Origin of the sequence: Streptomyces sp. S07_1.15, assembly GCF_020739505.1 — a bacterium.
GTDB classification, from domain to species: domain Bacteria; phylum Actinomycetota; class Actinomycetes; order Streptomycetales; family Streptomycetaceae; genus Streptomyces; species Streptomyces xinghaiensis.
Genome location: NZ_JAJBZK010000001.1, coordinates 6,500,065 through 6,524,092, shown reverse-complemented (window position 1 = coordinate 6,524,092; position 24,028 = coordinate 6,500,065). Strand labels below are relative to the sequence as shown.

Below are 24,028 nucleotides of genomic sequence, written 5' to 3'. Positions count from 1 at the left end.
GCCGGATCTCGGTGGGACCCCCTCCGCTTGACGAAGCAGAATTACGCTGCGTAACATCACAGTGAGTTACCAATTCGTCCGGGGAGCTATATGTCCAGCGAATACGCCAAACAGCTCGGAGCCAAGCTTCGCGCCATCCGCACCCAGCAGGGCCTTTCCCTCCACGGAGTCGAGGAGAAGTCCCAGGGCCGCTGGAAGGCCGTCGTCGTCGGCTCCTACGAGCGGGGCGACCGTGCGGTGACCGTGCAGCGTCTTGCCGAGCTGGCGGACTTCTACGGCGTCCCCGTGCAGGAGCTCCTGCCGGGCACCACGCCCGGGGGCGCCGCCGAACCGCCGCCGAAGCTGGTCCTCGACCTGGAGCGGCTCGCCCATGTTCCGCAGGAGAAGGCCGGACCGCTCCAGCGGTACGCCGCGACGATCCAGAGCCAGCGCGGCGACTACAACGGCAAGGTCCTCTCCATCCGCCAGGACGACCTGCGCACCCTCGCGGTGATCTACGACCAGTCCCCCTCGGTGCTCACCGAGCAGCTGATCAGCTGGGGTGTGCTGGACGCGGACGCCCGCCGGGCCGTGCAGCACGAGGACGCCTGACCCTCCGCGGCGCCCCCTCGCCGCGGACCGCCGCGGCCGGCGGGACCACGGCCCACCGCTGACCGTTCCCGCGGGGCGGTGGGGAGCCCGTACGCTCCCCACCGCCCCGCGGCGTTCCCGGCCGCGGTTCGCGCCCGGCGTGCCGTCGGGCGCCGGGGCGCGGGTTCTGCCGCCCGGGGCCGCCGCCGGGTCACCGCGCCACGGCGCCACCGTCAAGCCGCCGGGGAGGGGCCGCCGGGCGCGAAGGAGCGCCCTGCCGTCCGTAGCCGCCGCGTGCGCCCCCCTTCGCGCTGGGCGAGCAACCCCTCACGCACGGTGACAACCGTGACCCGTGCTCTGGAGCGCTCCGCCCGCCCCGGACGGTTCCCGGCTACACGCACATCCGCGAGCTCGGCTCGGGCGGGCCCCCGGGTCCGCGCCGGCTCGTGCACGGACTCCCCTCCCCGTCCGGGAGTCCGCCGTGCCGGCTCCCCCCGCCGGTCAGCCCGCCTCCGGCCCGCTCTCCGCCGCCCGTGCGGACCCGTCGGCTTCCGGCCGGTAGAGGCGCCCGACGACCTCGGGGAGCAGCCGCTCGGTGAGGCGCGGCGGCAGCGCCTGGAGGACGGCCAGGACCGGGGCCATCCGTTCCGGGAGCGCGCCGTCCGCCCCGATACCGGCCAGCGAGAGGGCCAGGGCCACCTCCTCGGGGCCGAGGGTGTCCGGGTCGAGCCCCGCCGCCGCCTCCGCCAGGGCCGGGTCGACCGCGGCGGGGCCCAGGGCGCGGGCCCGTTCCACGGACTTCGCGAGATCGGCGAGCAGCAGCCGTACCGTCTCCTCCCCCGCCACCGCCGCCGTGACGGTGAGATGGAGATTGGCCGGTGAGCCGTCGAAGGCGGGCTGCGGCTGGAGGTACCAGCCGTCCGCCCGGATCTCGTCGGCCACCACGAAGACGTCCAGGGCGGGGTCCTCGGAGGCGACCGCGAGCAGGGACGCCTCGGGGCGGCCCAGCACGCGGAGGCCGTCGATGGCGCCGATCCCGGCGGCGAGGGACGCCGTCGCCCCGTGCACGCGCCGGGAGAGTTCGGTGTAGCCGTCGGTGCCGATGTGTTCGAGCACGGCCCAGGCGGCCGCGAGCGGACCGGCGGACTTGGTGCCCTGGAGGGTGGCGTTGACCACGGGATAGCCGGGCCAGGAGGCGTGGGCGAACCAGCCGTGCCGGCGCAGCTCCGCGTCGCGGAAGAGCAGCACGGAGGCGCCCTTGGCCGTGTAGCCGTACTTGTGCAGGTCCACCGAGAGCGAGGTGACCCCGGGGACGGAGAGGTCGAAGGCCGGGGGCCGCGGGATGCCGTCGGCGTACCGCAGGTGGCCCAGGTACCAGCCGCCGATGCAGGCGTCGACATGGCAGAGCACGCCGCGGCGCTCCGCCTCGGCCGCCACCCCGGCCACCGGGTCGATGACGCCGTGGGCGTAGGACGGCGCCGAGACGACGACCAGGGCGGTGTCGGGGGTGATCGCCGCGGCGATGTCCTCCGGACGGACCCGGTACGTCACGGGGTCGGCCGGTACGGAGACGGTCCGCAGCCCGAAGAGGGCCGCGGCCTTGTGGAAGGCGGCGTGCACGGTGGTGGGCAGGACGAGTTCGGGAGCCGTGACACCGCGCGTGCGCCGGGCGTGCTCGCGGGCGGTGAGCACGGCGAGCAGACAGCTCTCGGTGCCGCCGCTGGTGAAGGTGCCCGCCGTGTCCGGGCCGCCGCCGAGCAGCCGGGCGGCGCGGCCCACGACGGCGTTCTCCAGGGCGACGACGCTGGGGAAGGCCGTCATGTCGAGCCCGTTGACCCCCGCGAACCGCGCCTGCGCGGCCGCCGCCAGCTCCTCGACGCCGTCGAGGCCGGAGTCGTAGACGTACGCCATGGTGCGGCCGCCGCGGACGGGCAGATCCGCTCCGCGCAGGGCGTCGAGCCGGTCGAGGACGGCGCGCCGGGGTGCGCCTCCGGCCACGGGACCGGCGGAAGGGGTGGGGGCGGTCATGGGATGTCTCCCTCGCGTCGGGGGTCTGCGGGGCGGTGGTCCGGAGGGGTGCCGGCGGCGGGCGCGGGGGCACGCCCCGCCGCCGCGTCACGGAGGGCGTTGAGCTTCCGCTCCGTCAGGTCGTAGCGGGCCAGCATGGGGAGGCTGAGCAGCAGGAGCAGGGCGGGGAGCGCGCCGAAGCCGGTGACGATCGCGGTGAGCGCCGAGGCGGGCTGCTCCACGCGGTGGCCGGCGTCGGAGGAGACGAAGCCGCCCGCCGCCAGGACGAGCCCGTAGAGCCCGGGGCCGAGGGCGAGGCCCAGGGTCTCCCCCGCCGTCCAGAGGCCGGTGAAGAGACCCGCCCGGCGGCGGCCGCTGGTGAAGGCGTCGGCGGCGATGGCGTCGCCCAGCATGGCCAGCGGCAGCATCTGCATGCCCGCGTAGCCGGCGCCGGCCAGGGCGACGGCCGCGTAGACCGCGCCGGCGGGCAGTTCGCGGGCGAAGGCGGCCGTCGCGGCCCCGGCCAGGAAGCAGCCGGAGGCGGCGAGGGCCGCGGAGCGTTTGCCGGTACGGCGCCCCACGGTCAGCCAGAGCGGCATCGCGAGCAGCGAGGGCACGATCAGGCAGGCGAAGAGGACGCTGGTGGCGGAGGGCCGGTGGAGGATGTACGTGGCGAAGTACTGGGTGCCGGCCAGCATCAGCCCCGTGGCGGCGGCCTGGGTGACGAACGCGGCGAGCAGCCGGGCGAAGGGCCGGTTGCCGCGGGCCGCCCGGAGCTGCGCCAGGAGGCCGGGTTCGCTCGTCACCCGCAGCACGGCGGGCGCGCGCGCCGTCGCGGCGAAGGCGGCCAGCATTCCGGCGCAGAGCAGGGCGCCGATGACGACCCCCATGAGCCGGTAGCCGCCGGGCGAGCCGTGGTCGTCGCCGGAGGTACCGGCCAGCAGCGGGGCCACCGCGCCGGAGAGCAGGATGGCGGCGCCGAGGAAGGCGACCCGCCAGCTCATCACGCGGGCGCGCTCGTCCGGGTCGGTGGTGAGCTCGGCCGGGAGGGCCACGTACGGGACCTGGAAGCAGGCGTAGCCGGTGGCGGTCAGCAGGAAGAGCACGGCGACGTAGGCGGCGGCCCAGCCGCGCTCCAGGTCCGGGGCGGCGAACATGGCGGCGAAGCAGAGCGGCATGGTGAGCGCGCCCAGCAGCATCCAGGGGCGGCGCGGGCCCCAGCGGTGCACGGTGCGGTCGGACAGGCTGCCGATCCACGGGTTGAGCAGGACGTCCCACGCCTTGGGCAGGAAGACGAGCAGCCCGGCGAGGCCGGCGGTGACGCCGAGGATGTCGGTGAGGTAGTAGAGCAGCAGCAGGCCCGGAACGGTGCCGAAGGTTCCGGTGGCGAAGGACCCGAGGCCGTAGCCGATCCTGACCCGGGCGGCCAGCGGGCCCTCACCGGCGGCGGGGCCGGTCCCCCGCGCGGCGGTGGCATGGCCGGTGCCCGGCGGCGCGGGCTTGTCGTGATCATGCTCGGGCATGCGGTGAACCTAGAACACGTCACAGGAACGCACCAGGCCCGCGGCGGAAGTCCGTTCGACTTCGCACCGCGGGCCCAGTGCGGTCCCGCGCGTGTGCGGCTGCGCGCCGGCGTGCGCCGGCCTGCCGCCGGGGTGTCCGGTGCTTGTCCGGTGCCGGGGCCGGTCAGGCCCGGCGGAGCCCCGGCTTCAGCTCCTTGAAGCGGCCCAGCAGTCCGTTGACGAAGGACGGCGAGTCGTCGGTGGAGAACTCCTTGGCGAGCTGCACCACCTCGTCGATGACCACCGCGTCCGGTGTCTCGTCCTCCCAGATCAGCTCGTACGCGCCCAGCCGCAGCAGGCAGCGGTCGACGACGGGCATCCGGTCGAGGGTCCAGCCGACGGAGTAGGTGCCGATCAGCTCGTCGATGTGGCGCTCGTGCTCGGCGTACCCCTCGACCAGCTGCATGGTGTACTCGTTGACCGGCGGCTGCCGGTCGTCGGTCCGGGCGTGCCGCAGCCAGTCCGCGAGCACCGTGCGCACGGGCACCCCGCGCTGGTCGGACTCGAAGAGGATCTGGAAGGCACGCTTGCGGGCCTTGGTGCGGGCAGCCACGGTTAGCCAGTCACCCGGCCGAGGTACTCGCCGGAGCGGGTGTCGACCTTGATCTTCTCGCCGCTGGTGATGAAGAGCGGCACGCCGATCTCGTAACCGGTCTCCAGCTTGGCGGGCTTGGAACCGCCGGTGGAGCGGTCGCCCTGCACACCCGGCTCGGTGTACTCGATCGTCAGCTCGACGGCGGCGGGCAGCTCGATGTAGAGCGGGCTGCCCTCGTACATCGCCACGACGGCGTCAAAGCCCTCCAGGAGGTAGTTGGCGGCGTCGCCGACCGTCTCCGGGGAGACGTAGATCTGGTCGAAGGTCTCCGAGTCCATGAAGACGAAGTCGTCGCCGTCCTTGTACGAGAACTGCATCCCGCGCTTGTCGACGCTGGCCGTCTCGACCTTCACCCCGGCGTTGAAGGTCTTGTCGACCGTCTTGCCGGAGAGCACGTTCTTCAGCTTGGTGCGGACGAAGGCGGGGCCCTTGCCGGGCTTGACGTGCTGGAACTCGACGACGGACCAGAGCTGGCCGCCTTCGAGCTTGAGCACCATGCCGTTCTTGAGGTCGTTCGTGGATGCCACGGTTGCGGTGTCTCCTGGACTGAAGCTGATGGAACCAAGGGCGTTGCGCAGGCTACAGCGGCCACGGCACCGACGGCGAATACGAACGCGCGGCCGCCGGGCACGGCTACAGGGCGAGCAGTTCCTTGGTCGTGATGGTGAGTAGCTCGGGTCCGCCGTCCGCCTCGGGACGGACGACGAGCGTGTCGTCGATCCGGACACCGCCCCGGCCCGGGAGGTGGACCCCCGGTCCGACGGTGACCGGCACACAAGCGTCCAGTTTACCCATGGCGGTCGGGGAGAGTTCCGGGTCCTCGTGGATTTCCAGCCCCACCCCGTGCCCCGTCCACCGCGGCAGCCCGCCGCCGTGCCCCGCCGCCTCCAGGACCTGCCGGGCGGCCCGGTCCACCGCGCGGTACTCCACGGTGGGCGCGAGGGCCTCCCGGCCCGCCCGCTGCGCCGCGAAGACCACCTCGTACAGCTCGATCTGCCAGCGGGCCGGCGAGGTGCCGATGACGAAGGTGCGCCCCAGCTCGCAGTGGTAGCCGCGGTAGTCGGCGCCCAGGCAGACGCTGAGGAAGTCGCCCTCCTCCACCCGCCGGTCCGACGGGGGATGGCCCGGGACACCGGAGTTGGGGCCGGTGCCCACCGAGGTGGGGAACGCCGGGCCGTCCGCGCCGTGGTCGACGAGGCGGCGCTCCAGCTCCAGCGCCAGATGGCGTTCGGTGCGGCCGACGAGGATCGACTCCAGCAACTCGCCCAGGGCCTGGTCGGCGATCTCCGCCGCGATCCGCAGGCAGGCGATCTCCTCCTCGTCCTTCACCAGCCGCTGCTGCTCGACGGCGCGGGAGAGGTCGGCGAGGCGGATGTGCGGGGCCGCCGCGCCGAGGGCCCGGTGCCGGGTGACGGACAGGTCGTGCTCCTCGACGGCCAGCAGCTCCGCGCCCGCCGAGGCGGCGAGGCCGGCGGCGGCGGCCGCGGCGTCGGTGCTGCCCGCGGGCAGCACCCGCACCCGCAGGTCGCCGGCCACCTGTCCCTCGGCGAGATCCCCGCTCGGCGGGCGCGGGCAGAGAAGGACGTCACCGACCGGGCCGGCCGGGCCGCCGGGCCCCAGCAGCAGGGCCGCGCCGGCCGGTGAAGCACCGGCGAGATAGCGGATGTTGGCGGGGCGCGAGACGAGGACGGCAGCCTCACCGGCTGCCGCGCACCGGTCGCGCAGCTGTGAGCGGCGGGCCGCGTGCACCTCTGACATGTTCCGACCTTATGAGTGCGGCCCGGGCCCGGCCCCCCGAACGCGTCCGGACGGGGGGCACCGGGGGCGGCGCACCGGGTGACGCCCCGCGCGCGGCGTCAGAACTGTGGGGGGCTGGCCAGGCTGCGGCTGATGGCGTCGTCCAGGGCGCGGGCCGTGGTGGCCACGTCGTACTGCGAGTTGTCGATGATCGGCAGCCCGGAGCCGTACCAGCCGGCCATCCGGCCGTGGATGCGGGCGACCTCCTCGTCGGTCAGCCGGCGGGTGCCGCTGCGCGCGGCGTTCCGCTCCAGGACGATCTCCAGTCCGGGCAGCAGCACCACCGGCACCAGACCGGGCCCGACATGGCGCTTCCAGCCGCCGAGGCCGATGGCGGGGCGGTCCGGGAAGACGGCGTCGTCGAGGATGCAGGAGATGCCGTTGGCCAGGAAGTTGCGGGCCGCGAAGCCGCAGGTGCGGCGGGCCAGCCGGTACTGCGCCTCGGAGTGGTCGTTCCAGCCCGAGCGCGGGTCGGCGAAGCCGGAGCGGACCCACTCGCGGACGTCGTCCAGGCTGATGTGCGCGGTCGGCACCCGCCGGCTGTCCGCCCAGTGCCGGGCGACCGTCGTCTTGCCCGCGCCGGCCGGACCTATCAGCAGTACCGCCACGGCGGCGTGCGCCGCGTCGGGCGCCGCCGTGCCCGGAACGGTGCCGGGCGCGGGGACGGGAGCCCCGGCGGGCAGCCGCAGATGCCCGGTGGCGTCCCCGGAGGGCGGGGCGTGGTGCCCCTGCCGGCCCGGGGCGCCGTGCGGCCCGGCGGGCGGGGCCTGGTGCGGCGGGGGGCCGGCGGGCCGCGGGTACGGCGGGCCGGACGGCGGCTGCTGGTGCGGTGGGCCGGAGGGCGGCTGCTGGTGCGGCGCCTGCGGCTGCCCCGGCGGGGCCTGCGGCTGCCGGTGCCCCGGCGGCGCCTGTCCCGGCGCCTGTCCCGGCGGCACCGGGGCCCGGCCGGGCGGCACCGGACCGCGCTGGTGTCCCGGATGCCCCGGAGGGCCGCCCTGCGCCCAGGAGGGGTGGGCGGGGCCGTGGGGCGGTGGCAGCGGAGCCCCCGTCGCGTGCTGCATCCGCTGAGTCTCCGTCTCGTGCGGGCGGACTGGCCGGTGTTCGATCCCGTTGTACGACCGAACGCCACCGAACGGTACCGTCCCCGGCCGTGTCCGCAGAACGGCCGGGGACGGCGGAACGTGCCCGGTCAGCCGGTCGCGGCGTCGGCCAGGGCGCGCAGCGCCAGCCGGTAGGAGCCGAGGCCGAAGCCCGCGACGGTCCCGGAGGCGACCGCCGCGATGACCGAGGTGTGCCGGAACTCCTCCCGTGCGTACGGGTTGGAGATGTGCACCTCGATCAGGGGCGCGGTGCGCTGCGCGGCGGCGTCCCGCATGCCGTACGAGTAGTGCGTGAAGGCGCCCGGGTTGATCACGACGGGGACGCGCCCGTCGGCCGCCTCGTGCAGCCAGCGGATCATCTCGCCCTCGTCGTTGGTCTCCCGCACGTCGACGGTGAAGCCGAGTTCGGCGCCGAGGCGGGTGCACTCCTCGACCAGCCCGGCGTAGCTCGTGGAGCCGTATACGTCCGGCTCGCGCGAGCCCAGCCGGCCGAGGTTGGGGCCGTTGAGCACCAGGACGTGCCGGGGTCCGGCGGTCATGAGGAGACCTCCCCGTAGGCGGCCAGCAGCAGGGACGGGTCCGGGCCCTCCAGGACGGTGGGCTTGGCGAGGCCGTCGAGGACGATGAAGCGCAGCAGGTCGCCGCGGGACTTCTTGTCGACCTTCATGGTCTCCAGCAGCCGGGGCCACTGGTCGCCGCGGTAGGAGACCGGCAGGCCGAGGGATTCCAGGACGGTGCGGTGCCGGTCGGCGGTGGCGTCGTCCAGCCGCCCGGCGAGGCGGCCGAGTTCGGCGGCGAAGACCATGCCGATGGAGACGGCCGCGCCGTGCCGCCAGTTGTAACGCTCGTTCTTCTCGATGGCGTGGCCGAGGGTGTGGCCGTAGTTGAGGATCTCCCGCAGGCCCGACTCCTTGAGGTCGGAGGAGACCACCTCGGCCTTGACCCGGATGGACCGCTCGATCAGCTCGGCGGTGTGCCGTCCCTCCGGCCGGCGGGCCTCCTCCGGGTCGCTCTCGATCAGGTCGAGGATGACCGGGTCGGCGATGAAGCCGGCCTTGACGACCTCGGCGAGTCCGCTGACGTAGTCGTTGACGGAGAGCGAGCCGAGGCTGGCGAGGTCGCAGAGGACGCCGGCGGGCGGGTGGAAGGCGCCGACGAGGTTCTTGCCCTCCGCGGTGTTGATGCCGGTCTTGCCGCCGACGGCCGCGTCGACCATGCCGAGGACGGTGGTGGGCACCGCGACCCAGCGGACGCCGCGCAGCCAGCTGGCGGCGGCGAAGCCCGCGAGGTCGGTGGTGGCGCCGCCGCCGACGCCGACGATCACGTCGGAGCGGGTGAAGCCGGTCTGGCCGAGCGCCTTCCAGCAGTAGGCGGCGACCTCGGCGGTCTTGGCCTCCTCGGCGTTGGGCACCTGGATCGCGATGGCCTCGTAGCCCTGCTCCGCGAGGTCCGCGCGGAGCGCCTCGCCGGTGGTCTCCAGGGCCTCGGGGTGGATGACGGCCACCCGCTTGGCCCGCGGTCCGATCAGCGAGGGCAGCTCGCCGAGCAGCCGCCGGCCGACGAGCACGGTGTACGGGTCGGTGCCGGCGGTGCCGCCGACCTCGATGGCGATGGGGGTATCCGTCATGACTGCCTCAGTTCGAGTGCGTCGAGGACCGCCTCGGCGACGTCCTCCGGGCTGCGTCCGTCGGTGGTCACGACGGCGCGGGCGGCCTCCGTGTACAGCGGGCGGCGCTGCTCCATCAGGGCGCGCCACTGCTGGCGGGGGTTGACGGCCAGCAGCGGGCGCGGGGCGTCGAGGCCGACGCGCTTCACGGCGTCCGCGAGGCCGACGTCGAGGAAGACGACCGGCAGCCCGGTCAGCAGCTTCCTCGTCTCCTCGTCCATGATCGCGCCGCCGCCGAGGGAGAGCACGCCGGGGTGCTCCGCGACCGCGTCCCGGACGGCCTGCCGTTCCAGGGCGCGGAAGCGCGGTTCGCCGTCCTCGAAGAAGATCTCGGGGATCGGCTTGCCCGCGATCCGCTCGATGTCGCCGTCGGTGTCCCGGTAGCCGGTGCCGAGCCGCTCGGCGAGGAGCGCGCCGACGGTGGACTTGCCGGAGCCGGGCGGGCCGACGAGCACCACGGCCGGGCCGGGCCGGGCGCCGGTCCCGGAGCCCGGGGGCGTGCCCGTCCCCGTCACCGGATGGCCAGGGCGTCGAGGAAGGAGCGGACGTTGCGCCGGGTCTCGGGCACGCTGTCGCCGCCGAACTTCTCCGCCACCGCGTCCGCCAGGACGAGCGCGACCATGGCCTCGGCCACGATGCCCGCCGCGGGCACGGCGCAGACGTCGGAACGCTGGTGGTGGGCCCTGGTGGCCTCGCCGGTGACGACGTCGACGGTGGCCAGGGCGCGCGGCACGGTCGCGATGGGCTTCATCGCGGCCCGTACGCGCAGCAGTTCACCGGTGGAGAGCCCGCCCTCGGTGCCGCCGGAGCGGCCGGAGGTGCGGCGGATGCCCTCCTCGGTGGAGACGATCTCGTCATGGGCCTGCGAGCCGGGCACCCGGGCGAGGTCGAAGCCGTCGCCGACCTCCACACCCTTGATGGCCTGAATGCCCATCAGGGCCCCGGCGAGACGGGCGTCCAGCCGGCGGTCCCAGTGGACGTGCGAGCCCAGGCCGACCGGGACGCCGTAGGCCAGCACCTCGACGACGCCGCCGAGGGTGTCGCCGTCCTTGTGGGCCTGGTCGATCTCGGCGACCATCGCCTCGCTCGCCTCCGGGTCGAGGCAGCGCACCGGGTCGGCGTCCAGCCGCTCCACGTCCGAGGGCCGGGGCAGCACCCCGTACGGGGCCCTGGCCGCGGCCAGTTCGACCACATGGGAGACGATCTCGATGCCGGCCGTCTCCCTGAGGTAGGAGCGGGCGACGGCGCCGAGCGCCACGCGGGCGGCGGTCTCCCGGGCGGAGGCGCGCTCCAGGATCGGCCGGGCCTCGTCGAAGCCGTACTTCTGCATCCCCGCGAGGTCGGCGTGGCCGGGGCGGGGGCGGGTCAGCGGGGCGTTGCGGGCCAGTTCGGCGAGGACGGCCGGGTCCACCGGGTCGGCGGCCATGACCTGTTCCCACTTGGGCCACTCGGTGTTGCCCACCATGATCGCGACCGGTGAGCCGAGGGTCAGTCCGTGCCGGACGCCGCCGAGGAAGGTCACCTCGTCCCGCTCGAACTTCATCCGGGCGCCCCGGCCGTAGCCGAGCCGCCGCCGGGCCAGGGCGTCCGCCACCATGTCCGTGGTGACGGGCACGCCCGCGGGCAGCCCTTCCAGCGTCGCGACCAGTGCGGGGCCGTGCGACTCCCCCGCGGTCAGCCAGCGCAACCTGCTCAACGGTGCTCCTCATGCTCGCGCCCTGTCTGCGGCGGCACGGCCGGGTGCGCGGCCCCGGCCCGCCGCCGTCGATCCTCCCATGCCGGGGGGCGGGGACCGGGCGCCGGTCCGCCAAACGGACAGCCGTATCAGCTCGTGGTCCGCGCGGCGCGGGTGACGCGGTCAGCCCGCGGCGGGCTCCCGGGTGCTCCGGGCGGCGAGCGCGGCCTCTCCGGCGGCGCGCATGGCCGCCAGCGGCGCCGGGGCGCGGCCCGTCATCAGCTCCACCTGGAGGACCGCCTGGTGGACGAGGAGGTCGAGACCGCCGACGACGGCTCCGCCGCGCGCGGACCAGGCCGCGGCGAGCCGGGTCGGCCAGGGCTCGTAGAGCACGTCGAAGAGGGTGCCGGGGTGCTCCGGGACGGCACCGGCGAGATGGTCGGTGGCGCCGGCGGGTGTGGTGGCGACGACCAGCGGGGCGTCGAACGCCTCGGCGGCGGCGTCCCAGTCCGCGGTGGTCACGGCCACCCCCAGCCGCTCGCCCCAGCCGCGCATCTCGGCCGCCCGGCTCTCGCTGCGGACATAGGCCGTGACCTCCCCGGAGCAGATCCGGGAGAGCGCGGCGAGGGCGGAGGAGGCGGTGGCTCCGGCGCCGAGGACCGCCGCCCGTCCGACCCGCTCGACCCCGCGTTCGCGGAGGGCCTCGACGATGCCGGGGATGTCGGTGTTCTCGCCGGTGCGGCGGCCGCCGCCGGTGAACACGACGGTGTTGACGGCCTCCACCGAGGCGGCGGTGTCGCTGATCCCGTCCAGCAGCGGGATGACCGCGCGCTTGAGCGGCATGGTCAGCGACAGGCCCGCCCAGGAGGCGTCCAGGCGCCCGAGGAAGGCGGGCAGGGCGGCCTCGTCCGCCTCGAAGCGGTCGTAGCGCCAGTCGTCGAGCCCGAGGGCGGCGTACGCGGCGCGGTGCAGCACCGGGGAGAGCGAGTGCCCGATGGGCTTGCCCAGGACGGCGGCGCGGCGCGGGCTCCCGGCGGTGCCGTCCGCCCCCGCGCTCATGGCCGCGGCCGTCGCCGGGACCTCTGCTGTGCTCATCTCAGCCCTTGTTCTTCTGGTTCGCGTTGAACTCCTCCACGAGCTTCTCGTGCTCCTCGTGGGTCTCCGCGAACTTGGTGTTCTCCCCGTCGACGCCGACGAAGTAGTACCAGTCGCCGGGCTCCGGGTCGATCGCCGCCTTCAGCGCCTCGGCGCCCGGGTTGCCGATGGGGCCGGGCGGCAGGCCGCGGTAGAAGTAGGTGTTGTAGGGGTGATCGGTGTTGCGGATCTCCTTGATCCCGATGTTGATCTCGCTCTGGCCCTTCAGGTAGTTGAAGGCCGAGTCGAATTCGATCTTCCCGTAGGTCTCGGTGTTGTCCGGGTCGAGGCGGTTGTAGACGACCCGGGCCATCTTGCTGAAGTCGTCACTGGTCTTGCCCTCGGCCTGGACGAGGCTGGCGACGGTGACGAGCTGGAGCGGCGAGTCGAGCTCCAGCTTCTCGGCGTTGGCCTCGATGTCCAGCTTCTCGTACTCGGCCGTGGCGCGGGCGACCATCTTCTTCAGGACGTCCTCGGGCTTGGCGTCCTCACCCATGTCGTAGCGCGCCGGATAGAGGAAGCCCTCCAGCGGGTCCATTATCTTCGCGTCGTCGTCGGCCCAGTCGGGCAGTCCGAGCTTCGCGGCCTGCTTCTCCGCGATCTTCTCGGTGGTGCCGGCCTTCAGTTCGAGCCGTTTGTCGATGGTCGCGTAGACCTGCGCGTTGCGCATGCCCTCGGGGATGATGAGCGCGTTGCGGCTCTCCGGGGAGAGCATCCAGTCGACGGCCGCCTCGCCCGACATCTCCTTCTTCATCGCGTAGACGCCGGGCTGGATGGAGAGGCCCTTGGGGTTCTCGCCCGCGGCGTCGACGAACGCCTGGGCGCTCCTCACCACCCCGGCGCCCTTGAGGATGCGGCCCATCTCACCGGTCCCGGCGCCCTGCGGGATCTCGACCTGGACGGAGCCGGAGCCCTCGCCGGCGTAGTCCGGCGCCGGGCCGAAGTGGGTCTGGTAGAAGTCGTACGCGAACCAGCCGCCGGCCGCGACTCCGCCGCCGAGCACGACGGCGACGAAGAGGCACGCCATGCCGCTGCGGCGCTTCTTGGGCCGGCCGCGGCGGTCGCCGTCGTCACCGTCCCCGCCGCCGTCCTCGTCGTCGAACCCGTCGTCGTGGCCGCCGGGTTCGTCGTAGCCGTCACCGCGCCGGGCGGGACGGTCGTCGCGGGCGGCACCGCGGCCCCGGCGGCGGCCGGGGGCGCTGTCCGGCTCGTCGGCGAAGAAGGCGTGCCCGGGACCGTCGTCCTCCTGCTGCCAGCTCTCGGTCTGCGGCTCCCCGGGGGCGGGCCGGTAGCGCGGCTGCGGTCCGGTGCCCGGGTCGGGGTGCCGGCGGCCCTGCTCCGGATGCCCCTGCGGGTGGCCCCCGCCGTACGGTCCGGGGCCCTGGCCGGGCTGCGGGGGGCCCTGCGGTGGCTGCTGCCCGCCGTGCTGCGGGTACGGGCGGCCGTACGGATCGGTGGGCTGCTGCCCGTACGGGTCGCCGTGCCCGGCAGCCGCGGCGTAGCCCTGGCCGGTGTCCTGCGGGCCACCGCCCCAGCCGTACTGCTGTCCGCCCTGCTGGGGCTGGGGGTACCCCTGCTGCGGCGGATATCCGTGCTGCTGTCCGCCCTGGGGGTAGCCCTGCTGCTGCCCGCCCTGCTGCGGGTAGCCCTGCTGCGGATAGCCCTGGTCCGGGTACGGCTGACCCGGGTACGGCGCGCCCTGGGCGTCCCACTGCGGCTGCTGCTGGTACTGCTCGGGATACTGCGGCGGCTGCTCTCCGTGGGGTGACCGGCCGTCCGCGGTCGGCTGCCCGTCCCAGCCCCGGTCCCCGTAGAGCGGGTCCTCGGGATGCCACGGTTCGGAACCTCGGCCCCGGCCATACTCAGTCATCGATCTCCCGGCCAACACGAGGCGGCTCCCGGTGCGCGCGTGGGGAGCGCAGTGGGCCGGTCCGCCTCATTCCGCTTGTATGCGACGGTGTTCGGGTCGCACTTTCGCGCGAACGTTACCGTATCGCGATCAGATGACCAGTTCGACGGTCTCGCCCGGAGGAGCGCCCGACACCCTTTCGGCCTCCAGCGCGTTCTGCAGGATGACCACGGCCGCGGCCTGGTCCACCACCGAGCGCCCCTTGCGGGAGTTCACACCGGAGGCCCGCAAGCGCTGTGCCGCCGTGATGGTACTCATACGCTCATCGACCAGTCGCACCGGGACCGGTTGAACGATCTTGGCGAGCTCCTGGACGAAGGCTCTGACCTTGGCCGCGGCCGGGCCCTCCGTCCCCTTGAGGGAGCGGGGCAGCCCGACCACGACCTCGATCGGTTCGTACTCGGCGACGATCGCCGCCAACCGCCGGTGGGCGGCCGGGACATCACGTCCCGGCACGGTCTCCACCGGGGTGGCGAGGATCCCGTCGGGGTCGCACGAGGCGACCCCGATCCGGGCATCCCCGACGTCGACGGCGATTCTCCGCCCGCGCCGGAGCGCCCGGTTCTCGTCCGTCATACCGTCAGGCCTTCTCGGCGACGAGCCGCTCGACGGCGGTCACGGCCTCGTCGATGGCGGCCGGGTTCTGCCCGCCCCCCTGGGCGACGTCGTCCTTGCCGCCTCCGCCGCCGCCGAGGGTCTTGGCGGCGGTGCGGACCAGCTCGCCGGCCTTGATGCCGCGCTCGCGGGCGGCCTCGTTGGTGGCGATCACGGTCAGCGGACGGTCCTTGACCACGGTGAACAGGGCCACCACGGCGGGCCGGCCGCCCTGGATCCGCCCGCGCACGTCGAGGACGAGCTTGCGCAGGTCGTCGGCGCCGGTGCCGTCCGGGACCCGCCCGGCGGCCAGCGCGACACCCCGGACGTCCTTGGCGCCGGCGGCCAGGCCGGCGGCGGCCTGCAGCACCTTCTCGGCGCGGAAGCGCTCGATCTCCTTTTCGGCGTCCTTGAGCTTGGCGAGCATCCCGGAGATCTTCTCCGGCAGCTCCTCCGGGCGGCCCTTCACCAGCTGGGTGAGCTGGGAGACGACCGTGTGCTCACGGGCGAGGAACTGGTAGGCGTCCACGCCGACCAGGGCCTCCACCCGGCGCACACCGGAACCGATGGAGGACTCCCCGAGCAGCTTGACCAGGCCCAGCTGGGCGGTGTTGTGGACGTGCGTGCCGCCGCACAGCTCCTTGGAGAAGTCCCCGATGGTGACCACGCGCACCCGGTCGCCGTACTTCTCGCCGAACTCGGCGATGGCGCCCTGCTGCTTGGCCTCGTCCATCGACATCACCTCGGCGGTGACGTCGAGTTCGCGGGCCAGCACCTCGTTGATCTTCTGCTCGACATCGGTGAGGACCGTACCGGGGACGGCGGTCGGCGAGCCGAAGTCGAAGCGGAAGCGGCCGGGGGCGTTCTCCGAGCCGGCCTGGGCGGCGGTCGGGCCCAGGGCGTCGCGCAGCGCCTGGTGGGTGAGGTGGGTGGCGCTGTGGGCGCGGGCGATGGAGCGGCGGCGGATCACGTCGATCACGGCGTGGGCTCCGGCGCCGAGCGTGACCTCACCGACCTGGACGACGCCCTTGTGCACGCTGACACCGGGCACGGGCTGCTGCACGTCGCGCACCTCGACGACGGCCCCGGTGTCCAGCCGGATCCGGCCGGTGTCGGCCTGCTGGCCGCCGCCCTCGGCGTAGAAGGGGGTGCGGTCGAGGACGACCTCGACCTCGTCGCCCTCCTGCGCGGCGGGCGCGGGCACACCGTCCACCAGCAGGCCGACGACGGTCGACTCGCCCTCGGTGTCGGTGTAGCCGGTGAAGACGGTGGCCCCGGCGCGGTCGGCGACCTCGCGGTAGGAGGAGACGTCGGCGTGGCCGGTCTTCTTGGCGCGGGCGTCGGCCTTGGCGCGCTCCCGCTGCTCCTTCATCAGCCGGCGGAAACCCTCCTCGTCCACGGAGAGGCCCTGCTCGGCGGCCATCTCCAGGGTGAGGTCGATCGGGAAGCCCCAGGTGTCGTGGAGCAGGAAGGCCTTGTCGCCGGGGAGGACGGCCTTCCCGGCGCTCCTGGTCTCGGAGACGGCGGTGTCGAGGATGTTGGTGCCGGCCTTGAGGGTCTTGAGGAAGGCGGCCTCCTCGGCGAGCGCGACGGTCTCGATGCGCTTGCGGTCGGTGATCAGCTCCGGGTACTGCTCGCCCATGGTCCCGATGACGGTGTCCACGAGTTCGCCGACGACCGGGCCGGTGGCGCCGAGCAGCCGCATGTTGCGGATGGCGCGGCGCATGATGCGGCGCAGCACGTAGCCGCGGCCCTCGTTGCCGGGGGTGACGCCGTCGCCGATGAGCATCACGGACGTGCGCAGGTGGTCGGCGACCACGCGCAGCGAGACGTCGGAGCCCTCGGCGGCGCCGTAGCGGACGCCGGTGAGCTCGGTGGCCTTGTCCATGACGACGCGAAGGGTGTCCGTCTCGTACATGTTGCGGACGCCCTGGAGGATCATCGCCAGCCGCTCCATGCCGAGGCCGGTGTCGATGTTCTTGCTGGGCAGCTCACCGAGGATCGGGAAGTCCGTCTTGCCGGAGCCCGGGCCGCGCTCGTACTGCATGAAGACCAGGTTCCAGATCTCCACGTAGCGCTCGTCGTTGACGGCCGGGCCGCCCTCCTCGCCGAACTCCGGGCCGCGGTCGTAGTTGATCTCCGAGCAGGGACCGCAGGGGCCGGGGACGCCCATGGACCAGTAGTTGTGCTCCTTGCCCAGGCGCTGGATGCGCTCGGCGGGCACGCCGACCTTGTCGCGCCAGATGCGCTCGGCCTCGTCGTCCTCCTCGTAGACCGTGATCCAGAGCTTCTCCGGGTCGAGGCCGTAACCCCCGTGCTCGACGGAGCCGGTGAGGAGCTCCCAGGCGAGCTCGATGGCGCCTTCCTTGAAGTAGTCGCCGAAGGAGAAGTTGCCGCACATCTGGAAGAAGGTGCCGTGCCGGGTGGTCTTGCCGACCTCTTCGATGTCCGGGGTGCGGACGCACTTCTGGACGCTGGCGGCGCGCGGGTACGGCGGCTTGACCTCACCGAGGAAGTACGGCTTGAAGGGCACCATGCCCGCGGGGACCAGCAGCAGCGTCGGGTCGTCCGCGATCAGCGACGCCGACGGGACGACGGTGTGCCCCCGCTCCTCGAAGAAGCTCAGCCAGCGGCGGCGGATTTCAGCCGACTCCATCAGTGGTCCTCATTCCGGTTGTTCGGGTTGGTCGGGCCCAGCGCGGCCGGACGGCGCGGCGGGGGCAGGTGCTGGGGGCCGTCCTGGGCGGCGATGCCCAGGGCGTCGTTGAGTTCGAGTTCGCGCTGCGCCATGCCGGCCTTGACGTCGAGGGCGAAGTCCTTGAGGCGGTGGCCCGCCTCGACGGCCTTGTCGGCGGCCTGCGCCACCAGACTCTCCGGGGTGAGCCGCTTCAGCGTGCGGTTGACCTTGGTGGTGGCCCACACGCCGGTCGCGGCGCCTGCGGTGAACCAGAACATACGGCGGAACATCGGTCAGCCTCTCCCTCGCCGGTCGCCCCGGCCGCCCTTGCGGGCCGGGGGCACCGCGCGACTCCTGATCACGGTGCGGCGCTGCCCCTGCGGCGCGCCCTTGCGTCCGATTGCCCGGCGGACGCCGTAGCCGAACGCGGCAACCTTCACCAGCGGGCCGCCGAAGGCCGAGGCGACGGTCGAGGAGAGCGCCGAGGCGTTGGAGGTGACCTCCTGGACGTCGGACGCGATGGCGTCGACCCTGCTGAGCTGGGTCTGCGCGGAGCGGACGGTCTCGGAGGCCTCGCCCAGCAGCGGGACGGCGTGCTCGGTGACGTCCGCCACCAGGTGGGTGGCCGCCCTGAGCACCTGGGCCAGCCTCACCAGCACCACGGCCAGGAAGGACACCAGAATCGCCCAGAATACGGCTACGAGAATCCCGGCCACTTCTCCACCGGACACCTTGGCACCGCTCCCTCAGACGACTGCGACCCGGATGCGCCCCGGGAGGTTACCGGCCCCGGCCGGGGGCCCGCGCGCCGGGCGGCGGGCCGGGCGGGCCGGTCCGCCGGGCGGTCCGGCCTGTTCGGCGGCGCGGGACCTGGCAGAAGCCTAGCGTCTCGCGCCGACGGCCCCGTACCCGATTTGCCGTGGCGCCGGAAGGCCCGGCCGGGCCGGAACGCGGACCGCCGCCTCCCCCGGGTGTGAACGGGGAGACGGCGGTTCCCGCCCGGCGGCCGCGCCCGCGCGAGGCGATACGTTTCCGCGGGCGCCGGCCGGCGTGCGCGGGCGTCAGCGGGCGTAGTACTCGACGACCAGCTGCTCGTCGCAGATGACCGGGATCTCCTTGCGGTTGGGGTCCCGGTCCAGGCGGAAGGCCAGCGCCTGGAGGTTGACCTCCAGGTAGCGCGGGGTCTCGCCGTCGGTGTCGTAGCCGCCCTCGCGGGCGACCAGGAAGGGGTGCTTGGTGCGGCTGCGCTCCCGCACCTGCACCACGTCGTCCGGGCGGACCCGGAAGGACGGCTTGTCGACCTTGCGGTCGTTGACCTGGATGTGGCCGTGGACCACCATCTGGCGGGCCTGGTAGATCGTGCGGGCGAGGCCCGACCGCAGGACGAGCGCGTCCAGACGGCGCTCCAGCTCGACGATGAGGGCTTCGCCCGTCTTGCCTTCGACCTTCCGAGCGCGGTCGTAGGCACGGGCCATCTGGCGCTCGCTGATGTCGTACTGGGCGCGCAGACGCTGCTTCTCCAGCAGCCGGACCTTGTAGTCGCTGTTCTGCTTGCGGCCACGGCCGTGCTCGCCCGGCGGGTACGGGCGGGCCTCGAAGTACTTGACGGCCTTCGGCGTCAGGGCGATGCCCAGGGCACGCGACTTCTTGACCTTGGGACGCGACTGGTTCACGGGGAAACACCCTCCATGTAAGTTAGGTGAGGCTTACCTTATCGGAGGAGAACGCATGTTTCGACCTGGGAGCCCCATGCCCGGCTCCGGCCGTCCCACGGAATCCGTGCCGGCCCCTGCCGGGACGACGGGTCAGCCGCGCCCCTGGGAAGACGCCCGGCAGCCGACGGCAGCCGAACGCGTACGTACCCTCGCGGAGTCGAACGCCTCCGCCGTGCTGACCATTCCGGGCACGGACTCGGGCGGTTGGGGCGCCGGTGCGCCCTCGGCACGCGCCGTCACGGCGGACGGGGACGTGCTGCTGCTGATGCCCGGGGACTCCCCCGCGGCTCGCGCCGCGGCCCACGCACAGCACGACGAACTCACCGCCCTGATCGAGATCTCGGACGTCGCGCCCGTCGCCGTACCCCATCGTATCCGGGGCCGGGCGTGGCTCGGCGGCTGGCTGACCCCGCTCCGGGGCCGGGAACGGGCCGAGGGACTGGCACTGCTCGCCCGTACGCACCCGGGGGCCGTCCCGGCCGGCGGCGGTGATCCGGTCACCCGGGCGGTGCTGCGGCTGGAGGTCGGCGAGGCCGCGGTGGACGACCTCTGGGGCGCGGAACCCGTCGAACCGGACGCCTTCGCGGCCGCCGCGGCCGACCCCCTCGCAGGTCACGAGGCGGCAATCCTCCAGCACTTGGCCACCGCGCACGGTGACGCGCTGCGCGGGCTGTGCGGGCTGCTCGGCGAACGGGCCGACCGGATCTGCGGCGCGCGCGGCCGGGGCGTACCGCTCTCGCTGGACCGCTTCGGGCTGCGCGTCCGCTTCACGGAGGGCGGCGAGCCGGTCTTCGACGCCCGCTTCGACTTCTCCGGGCCGGTGAGGGACGTCACAGAAGTCCGCCGCGCGCTGGGGGCGCTGTTCACCGCCGCGGAGGGGGACCGGTGACGGCCCGCGCCGCCCCCGCCGGCGTCCGGAGGCCGCCGCGGACCCTCCGGCCTTCGGCGGGGGCGAACCCCGGGTCACCAGCAAGCCGCTCCGCGATGACCGGCGCGTGGGGATGACCGGCGCCCGTGGGGAAGAAGGCGCCGCGCCCGTTCCCCACGGCCTTCCGGCCGGGCTCAGGCGGAGCCGCGCGGGGCGCCCAGCGCGGTGAGCCGGTTGCCGTGCAGGGGCCGGGTGCGCCAGTGCGCGGTGACCGTCCGGTCCGCGAGCGAGCAGGTCAGCGCCAGGCGGTGCGGGGTCTCCAGGAACACCGTCTCCACGGCCAGCGTCCCGGCATCGGTCCAGCCGCCGCTCACCGCGGTGGGGACGGGTTCCTCGGCGACCGTCCAGCCCTCCCCGCCGACGCGCAGGTTCAGCCGGTCCGGGCGCTCGGGCCGGTCCCCTTCCCCGGTCAGCGTGAGCGTCCAGCCCCCGGCGTCCCGGGCGAGCCCGGCCGCCCGGACCGGTCCGGTGTCCCCGGGGGACGTGAACTCGGTGGCCGCCCAGTCCCCGGCCCGCTCCGGGGGTGCGGACCGGCCCGGGGCGGGTGGCAGGGCGAGGCGGTCGAGGCGGTCCCGCAGTTCCGCGTCGGCGGCCTCCCGGCCGGGCAGCGGCCCGGGGCCGAAGGCGGGCAGCAGATGCTCCCAGACGAGGTTCAGGAACTCCTGCATCCGCTCGGTCGCCGCGGTCGTCGCGATCACCGCGTCCTGCTCCGGCAGCACCAGGCAGAACTGGCCGTACGCGCCATCGCCCCGGTAGCCGTGCCGGGACTTCCAGAACTGGTAGCCGTAGCCCCGGTCCCAGTCCTGCCGGTCCGCGTCGCCCATGGCTCCGGCGGTCGGTATGCGGGGGCGCGCCGCCCTGGCCGCCCACCCCTCGGGCAGCAGCCGCCGGCCCTCCCATATCCCGTCGCGCAGATACAGCTCCCCGAGCCGGGCGACGGCGCCGGTGGTGGCGTGCAGTCCGCTGAAGCCGAGTTCGCGGCCGGTGCGGTCGCGCCGCCAGGACACCTCCCCGATGCCCAGCGGATCCAGCAGCCGGGGCCGCAGGTAGCCGGTGAGCGACTGCCCGGTCACGCGCTGGACGATCGCGGCGAGCGTGTAGGTGGCGGGCTGGTTGTAGGCGAAGACCGTGCCCGGGTCCCGGTCGGGCGGCAGCAGGAGGAATCCCCGGACGGGCTCGGCGGGGTCCCGCCGGTAGGCCTCGTCGACCGTGTCGCGCCGGTGGCCGCTCGCCATGGACGCCACGTGCCGGACGAGCAGGGCGCGGCTGCGCGGATCGGTGATGCCGGCCTCGAACTCCGGGAAGTACGAGACGACCGGCGCGTCGAAGTCGAGCAGGCCCTCGGCCTCGGCCAGGGCGGCGGCGGTCCCGGTGAAGCTCTTGCTGAGCGAGTACAGCAGGTGGGGGCGTTCCGGGGTGTACGGAGCCCACCACCCCGAGGCGACGAGCTGTCCGTGCCGCACGATCATCAGGCTGTGGGGCTCGATCCCGGGGTCGGCTTCGAGTGCGTCGAGGAAGGTGTGGACGCCGGCCGCGTCGACGCCCTGGGCGGCGGGGCCGGAGGAACTGAGGGCAGGGTCGGTCATGAGAGCATCCTGCCCCCGCCGGCGGAGCGCGATCGAGCCGGTTCCCGGCCCGCTGCCGGGGACCCGCCGGTCATACGGCGCTCCCGTCCTCCCCCGCCGGCTCTCCCCCGGATCTCTCCGGGCGCTCCTCCGCCGGGGGCCGGGACGGTGCGCGCTCCGGCGGGCGCGGCGGTGGATCGCCGCGGAGGCGGGCCCTGACCCGCTCGGCGACGTCCGCGTAACGGGCCTCCGTCCCGTAGCGCGTCGGCTCGTAGTAGCGCTTGCCGTGGACGGCGTCCGGGGCGTACTGCTGCGCGGCGATGCCGCCGGGGACGTCGTGCGGGTAGACGTAGCCCTGCGCGTGGCCGAGCTTCTGCGCGCCCTTGTAGTGGCCGTCGCGCAGATACGGCGGTACGGGGCCGGCCAGCCCGGCCCGTACGTCCGCCAGGGCCGCGTCGATCGCGAGGTAGGCGGCGTTGGACTTGGGCGCCAGGGCGAGGGCGATCACCGCCTGGCCGAGCGCGATCCGGGCCTCCGGGAAACCGATCAGGGCCACCGCCTGGGCCACCGCGACGGCGGTCTGGAGGGCCGTCGGGTCGGCCATGCCGATGTCCTCGCTGGCGGAGATCATCAGCCGCCGGGCGATGAACCGGGGGTCCTCGCCCGCCTCGATCATCCGGGCCAGATAGTGCAGCGCGGCGTCCACGTCCGAGCCGCGGATGGACTTGATGAGGGCGCTGGCCACGTCGTAGTGCTGGTCGCCGTCGCGGTCGTACGTCACCGCCGCCCGGTCGACGGCCTCCTCCAGCGCCCGGAGGGTGATCTCCTTCTCCCCCTGCGAGATGGCCGATCCGGCACCGGCCTCCAGGGCGGTGAGCGCGCGGCGGGCGTCGCCGCCGGCGATCCGCAGCAGATGGTTCTCCGCGTCCGCCGTCAGGGAGACGGCGCCGCCGAGCCCGCGTTCGTCCGCGACGGCGCGGCGCAGCAGATCGCGCAGGCCCTCGTCGGTCAGCGGCTCCAGCGTGAGCAGGAGCGAGCGGGAGAGCAGCGGGGAGATGACCGAGAAGTACGGGTTCTCGGTGGTGGCGGCGATGAGCGTGACCCAGCGGTTCTCCACGGCGGGGAGCAGGGAGTCCTGCTGGGCCTTGCTGAAGCGGTGGATCTCGTCGAGGAAGAGCACCGTCTCCTTGCCGTAGCCGCCGGAGGCGCGGCGGGCGCCGTCGATGACGGCCCGCACCTCCTTCACCCCGGCGGTGATCGCGGAGAGCTCGACGAAGCGCTTGTTGGTGGCCTGGCTGACGACGTACGCGAGGGTGGTCTTGCCGGTGCCGGGCGGGCCCCAGAGGATCACCGAGGACGGTCCGGCCGGGCCGCCCTCCCCCTCGCCGACGAGCCGGCGCAGCGGCGCCCCGGGCCGCAGCAGATGCTGCTGGCCCACCACCTCGTCCAGGGTGCGCGGACGCATCCGTACGGCCAGGGGGCTGCTCGCCGGGTCCTTGCTCTGACGGTCCTCGGCGGCGGCGGTGAACAGGTCGGGCTCCACGACGGAAACCCTAAGGCACCGCGCCGACAGCGCCGTCCGGGCCGGGTGCGCGGGCCATGGCACGCGGACGCCCCGTCACCGCCGGAGCGGGGTGACGGGGCGCGGGGCAGCCGGCGGAGCCGGGAGGGCGGGGGCTCAGCCCGTCCAGAAGTCCCACCAGCGGGTCAGGACCAGCATGCCGATGGCGCCGATCCAGACCACCGGCAGCACCCAGTGGAACTCCGCCACCGCGCGGCGCAGGCCGTCCGGCGCCGGGAGGAGGCGGTGCCGGATGTTGTGCGCGGTGACGTAGCTGAACATCACGATGGTGGCGACCCAGGCGAGGTTGCACCACAGGCAGAGCGAGCCGATGACGTACAGCGACTGGTACATGAGCCACATGCAGAAGCCCACGCCGAAGAGGGTGCCGGCGTTCAGGCCGAGCCAGTACCAGCGGGGGAAGCGGGCGCCGCCCAGCAGGGCCACGCCGATGGCGATCACCATGCCGTAGGTGACCAGGCCCAGCATGGGGTTGGGGAAGCCGAAGACGGAGGCCTGGTCGCTCTCCATGATGTTGCCGCAGGAGACGACCGGGTTGAGGCTGCAGCCGGGGGTGAAGGTGGTGCCCTCCGCCTTGGCCTCCAGCAGCTTGTACTTGTCGAGCGTGATGACCCAGGCCGCGAGGAGGCCCGCCGCACCGGTGATCACCAGCATCAGGGCGAAGGCGCGGCCGCTGCCGAGGGCGCCGCGGACACCGGCCGTCCCGTACCCCGTGCCCCCGCCGCCGTCCCCGTCGGTGGCGGACACGTCATCCCGCTCTGTCATCGTCATATCGCCGTTTCCGTCGCTTCCGTCGGTCCCGAGGCCGGTGCCCGGGCGGATCCCGCACATTGTGGCACCGGTCGGCGCCCTCGTCCGGCCGGTCCACCGGACGAGGGACATCCGGCCGAACATTCTTCCGCACCGGTTGTTCGGCGGCCATAAGGAGAGCCGGCGGGGACGTGCCGGGGCC

Annotated in this window: 22 protein-coding genes; 2 read left to right on the top strand and 20 right to left on the bottom strand. The window is 74.1% G+C overall.

What is annotated here, in order from left to right; translation table 11 throughout:
* The first annotated feature begins 90 nt into the window (after nt 1-90).
* The gene (gene bldD, locus LIX60_RS28055) at nt 91-591 is read left to right on the top strand and encodes a transcriptional regulator BldD (protein ID WP_019708725.1); all 501 of its coding nucleotides are present in this window, start codon (nt 91-93) and stop codon (nt 589-591) included.
* 480 nt (nt 592-1,071) lie between these two features.
* On the opposite strand, the gene LIX60_RS28050 is transcribed toward bldD, so the two are convergent.
* The 17 genes from LIX60_RS28050 to rpsD all read right to left on the bottom strand — a co-directional run bounded on the left by LIX60_RS28050 (nt 1,072) and on the right by rpsD (nt 18,959).
* Entirely contained in the window at nt 1,072-2,598 is a 1,527-nt protein-coding gene (locus LIX60_RS28050) for an aspartate aminotransferase family protein (protein ID WP_227961773.1), read from the bottom strand.
* Nucleotides 2,595-4,100, bottom strand: coding sequence for an MFS transporter (locus LIX60_RS28045; RefSeq protein ID WP_227961770.1), 1,506 nt, complete (start codon nt 4,098-4,100; stop codon nt 2,595-2,597). The genes LIX60_RS28050 and LIX60_RS28045 overlap by 4 nt, the downstream gene beginning before the upstream one ends.
* Before the next feature lie 163 nt (nt 4,101-4,263).
* Nucleotides 4,264-4,692 carry a transcription antitermination factor NusB gene (gene nusB / locus LIX60_RS28040; protein WP_019708727.1) on the bottom strand — a complete coding sequence of 143 codons (429 nt, stop codon included), beginning with the start codon at nt 4,690-4,692 and terminating at the stop codon, nt 4,264-4,266.
* A gap of 2 nt (nt 4,693-4,694) precedes the next feature.
* A complete protein-coding gene (gene efp / locus LIX60_RS28035; RefSeq protein ID WP_019708728.1) occupies nt 4,695-5,261 on the bottom strand; it encodes an elongation factor P in 567 nt (188 codons plus the stop codon).
* 106 nt (nt 5,262-5,367) lie between these two features.
* Nucleotides 5,368-6,492, bottom strand: a complete 1,125-nt coding sequence (locus LIX60_RS28030; RefSeq protein ID WP_227961768.1) for a M24 family metallopeptidase — start codon at nt 6,490-6,492, stop codon at nt 5,368-5,370.
* 98 nt (nt 6,493-6,590) lie between these two features.
* Nucleotides 6,591-7,592, bottom strand: coding sequence for an AAA family ATPase (locus LIX60_RS28025; protein WP_227961766.1), 1,002 nt, complete (start codon nt 7,590-7,592; stop codon nt 6,591-6,593).
* 128 nt (nt 7,593-7,720) lie between these two features.
* Nucleotides 7,721-8,170 (bottom strand): type II 3-dehydroquinate dehydratase, encoded by a 450-nt coding sequence (gene aroQ / locus LIX60_RS28020; RefSeq protein ID WP_030541946.1) that lies wholly within the window; start codon nt 8,168-8,170, stop codon nt 7,721-7,723.
* Nucleotides 8,167-9,258 (bottom strand): 3-dehydroquinate synthase, encoded by a 1,092-nt coding sequence (gene aroB, locus LIX60_RS28015; RefSeq protein ID WP_227961764.1) that lies wholly within the window; start codon nt 9,256-9,258, stop codon nt 8,167-8,169. Before aroB ends, aroQ begins: the two co-directional genes overlap by 4 nt.
* Nucleotides 9,255-9,812, bottom strand: coding sequence for a shikimate kinase (locus tag LIX60_RS28010; protein ID WP_227961762.1), 558 nt, complete (start codon nt 9,810-9,812; stop codon nt 9,255-9,257). The genes aroB and LIX60_RS28010 overlap by 4 nt, the downstream gene beginning before the upstream one ends.
* Nucleotides 9,809-10,993 carry a chorismate synthase gene (gene aroC, locus LIX60_RS28005; protein ID WP_227961760.1) on the bottom strand — a complete coding sequence of 395 codons (1,185 nt, stop codon included), beginning with the start codon at nt 10,991-10,993 and terminating at the stop codon, nt 9,809-9,811. The genes LIX60_RS28010 and aroC overlap by 4 nt, the downstream gene beginning before the upstream one ends.
* A gap of 162 nt (nt 10,994-11,155) precedes the next feature.
* Complete coding sequence (locus tag LIX60_RS28000; protein ID WP_227962953.1) at nt 11,156-12,031, bottom strand: shikimate dehydrogenase; 876 nt, start codon at nt 12,029-12,031, stop codon at nt 11,156-11,158.
* Nucleotides 12,032-12,068: 37 nt separating this feature from the next.
* A complete protein-coding gene (gene mltG, locus LIX60_RS27995) occupies nt 12,069-13,976 on the bottom strand; it encodes an endolytic transglycosylase MltG (protein ID WP_227961757.1) in 1,908 nt (635 codons plus the stop codon).
* Between the two features lie 129 nt (nt 13,977-14,105).
* Nucleotides 14,106-14,591 (bottom strand): Holliday junction resolvase RuvX, encoded by a 486-nt coding sequence (gene ruvX, locus LIX60_RS27990; protein ID WP_227961755.1) that lies wholly within the window; start codon nt 14,589-14,591, stop codon nt 14,106-14,108.
* Between the two features lie 4 nt (nt 14,592-14,595).
* Nucleotides 14,596-17,265 carry an alanine--tRNA ligase gene (gene alaS, locus LIX60_RS27985; protein WP_227961753.1) on the bottom strand — a complete coding sequence of 890 codons (2,670 nt, stop codon included), beginning with the start codon at nt 17,263-17,265 and terminating at the stop codon, nt 14,596-14,598.
* Nucleotides 17,265-17,576 (bottom strand): DUF6167 family protein, encoded by a 312-nt coding sequence (locus LIX60_RS27980; protein ID WP_227961751.1) that lies wholly within the window; start codon nt 17,574-17,576, stop codon nt 17,265-17,267. The genes alaS and LIX60_RS27980 overlap by 1 nt, the downstream gene beginning before the upstream one ends.
* A 3-nt stretch (nt 17,577-17,579) precedes the next feature.
* On the bottom strand, nt 17,580-18,017 hold the full coding sequence (locus LIX60_RS27975) for a DUF948 domain-containing protein (protein ID WP_227961749.1): 438 nt from the start codon (nt 18,015-18,017) through the stop codon (nt 17,580-17,582).
* Between the two features lie 330 nt (nt 18,018-18,347).
* Complete coding sequence (rpsD, locus tag LIX60_RS27970) at nt 18,348-18,959, bottom strand: 30S ribosomal protein S4 (RefSeq protein WP_019708740.1); 612 nt, start codon at nt 18,957-18,959, stop codon at nt 18,348-18,350.
* Nucleotides 18,960-19,014: 55 nt separating this feature from the next.
* Between rpsD and LIX60_RS27965 the strand changes: the two genes are divergently transcribed.
* Nucleotides 19,015-19,890: a DUF2470 domain-containing protein gene (locus LIX60_RS27965; RefSeq protein ID WP_227961747.1), complete on the top strand. Its 876-nt coding sequence runs from the start codon at nt 19,015-19,017 to the stop codon at nt 19,888-19,890.
* Between the two features lie 173 nt (nt 19,891-20,063).
* Here the strand turns inward: LIX60_RS27965 and LIX60_RS27960 are convergent, their stop codons facing one another.
* The 3 genes from LIX60_RS27960 to LIX60_RS27950 all read right to left on the bottom strand — a co-directional run bounded on the left by LIX60_RS27960 (nt 20,064) and on the right by LIX60_RS27950 (nt 23,847).
* A complete protein-coding gene (locus LIX60_RS27960; protein WP_227961745.1) occupies nt 20,064-21,515 on the bottom strand; it encodes a serine hydrolase in 1,452 nt (483 codons plus the stop codon).
* A gap of 70 nt (nt 21,516-21,585) precedes the next feature.
* Nucleotides 21,586-23,037: a replication-associated recombination protein A gene (locus LIX60_RS27955; protein ID WP_227961742.1), complete on the bottom strand. Its 1,452-nt coding sequence runs from the start codon at nt 23,035-23,037 to the stop codon at nt 21,586-21,588.
* A 135-nt stretch (nt 23,038-23,172) separates the two neighbouring features.
* On the bottom strand, nt 23,173-23,847 hold the full coding sequence (locus tag LIX60_RS27950) for a vitamin K epoxide reductase family protein (protein ID WP_227961740.1): 675 nt from the start codon (nt 23,845-23,847) through the stop codon (nt 23,173-23,175).
* Between the last annotated feature and the right edge of the window lie 181 nt (nt 23,848-24,028).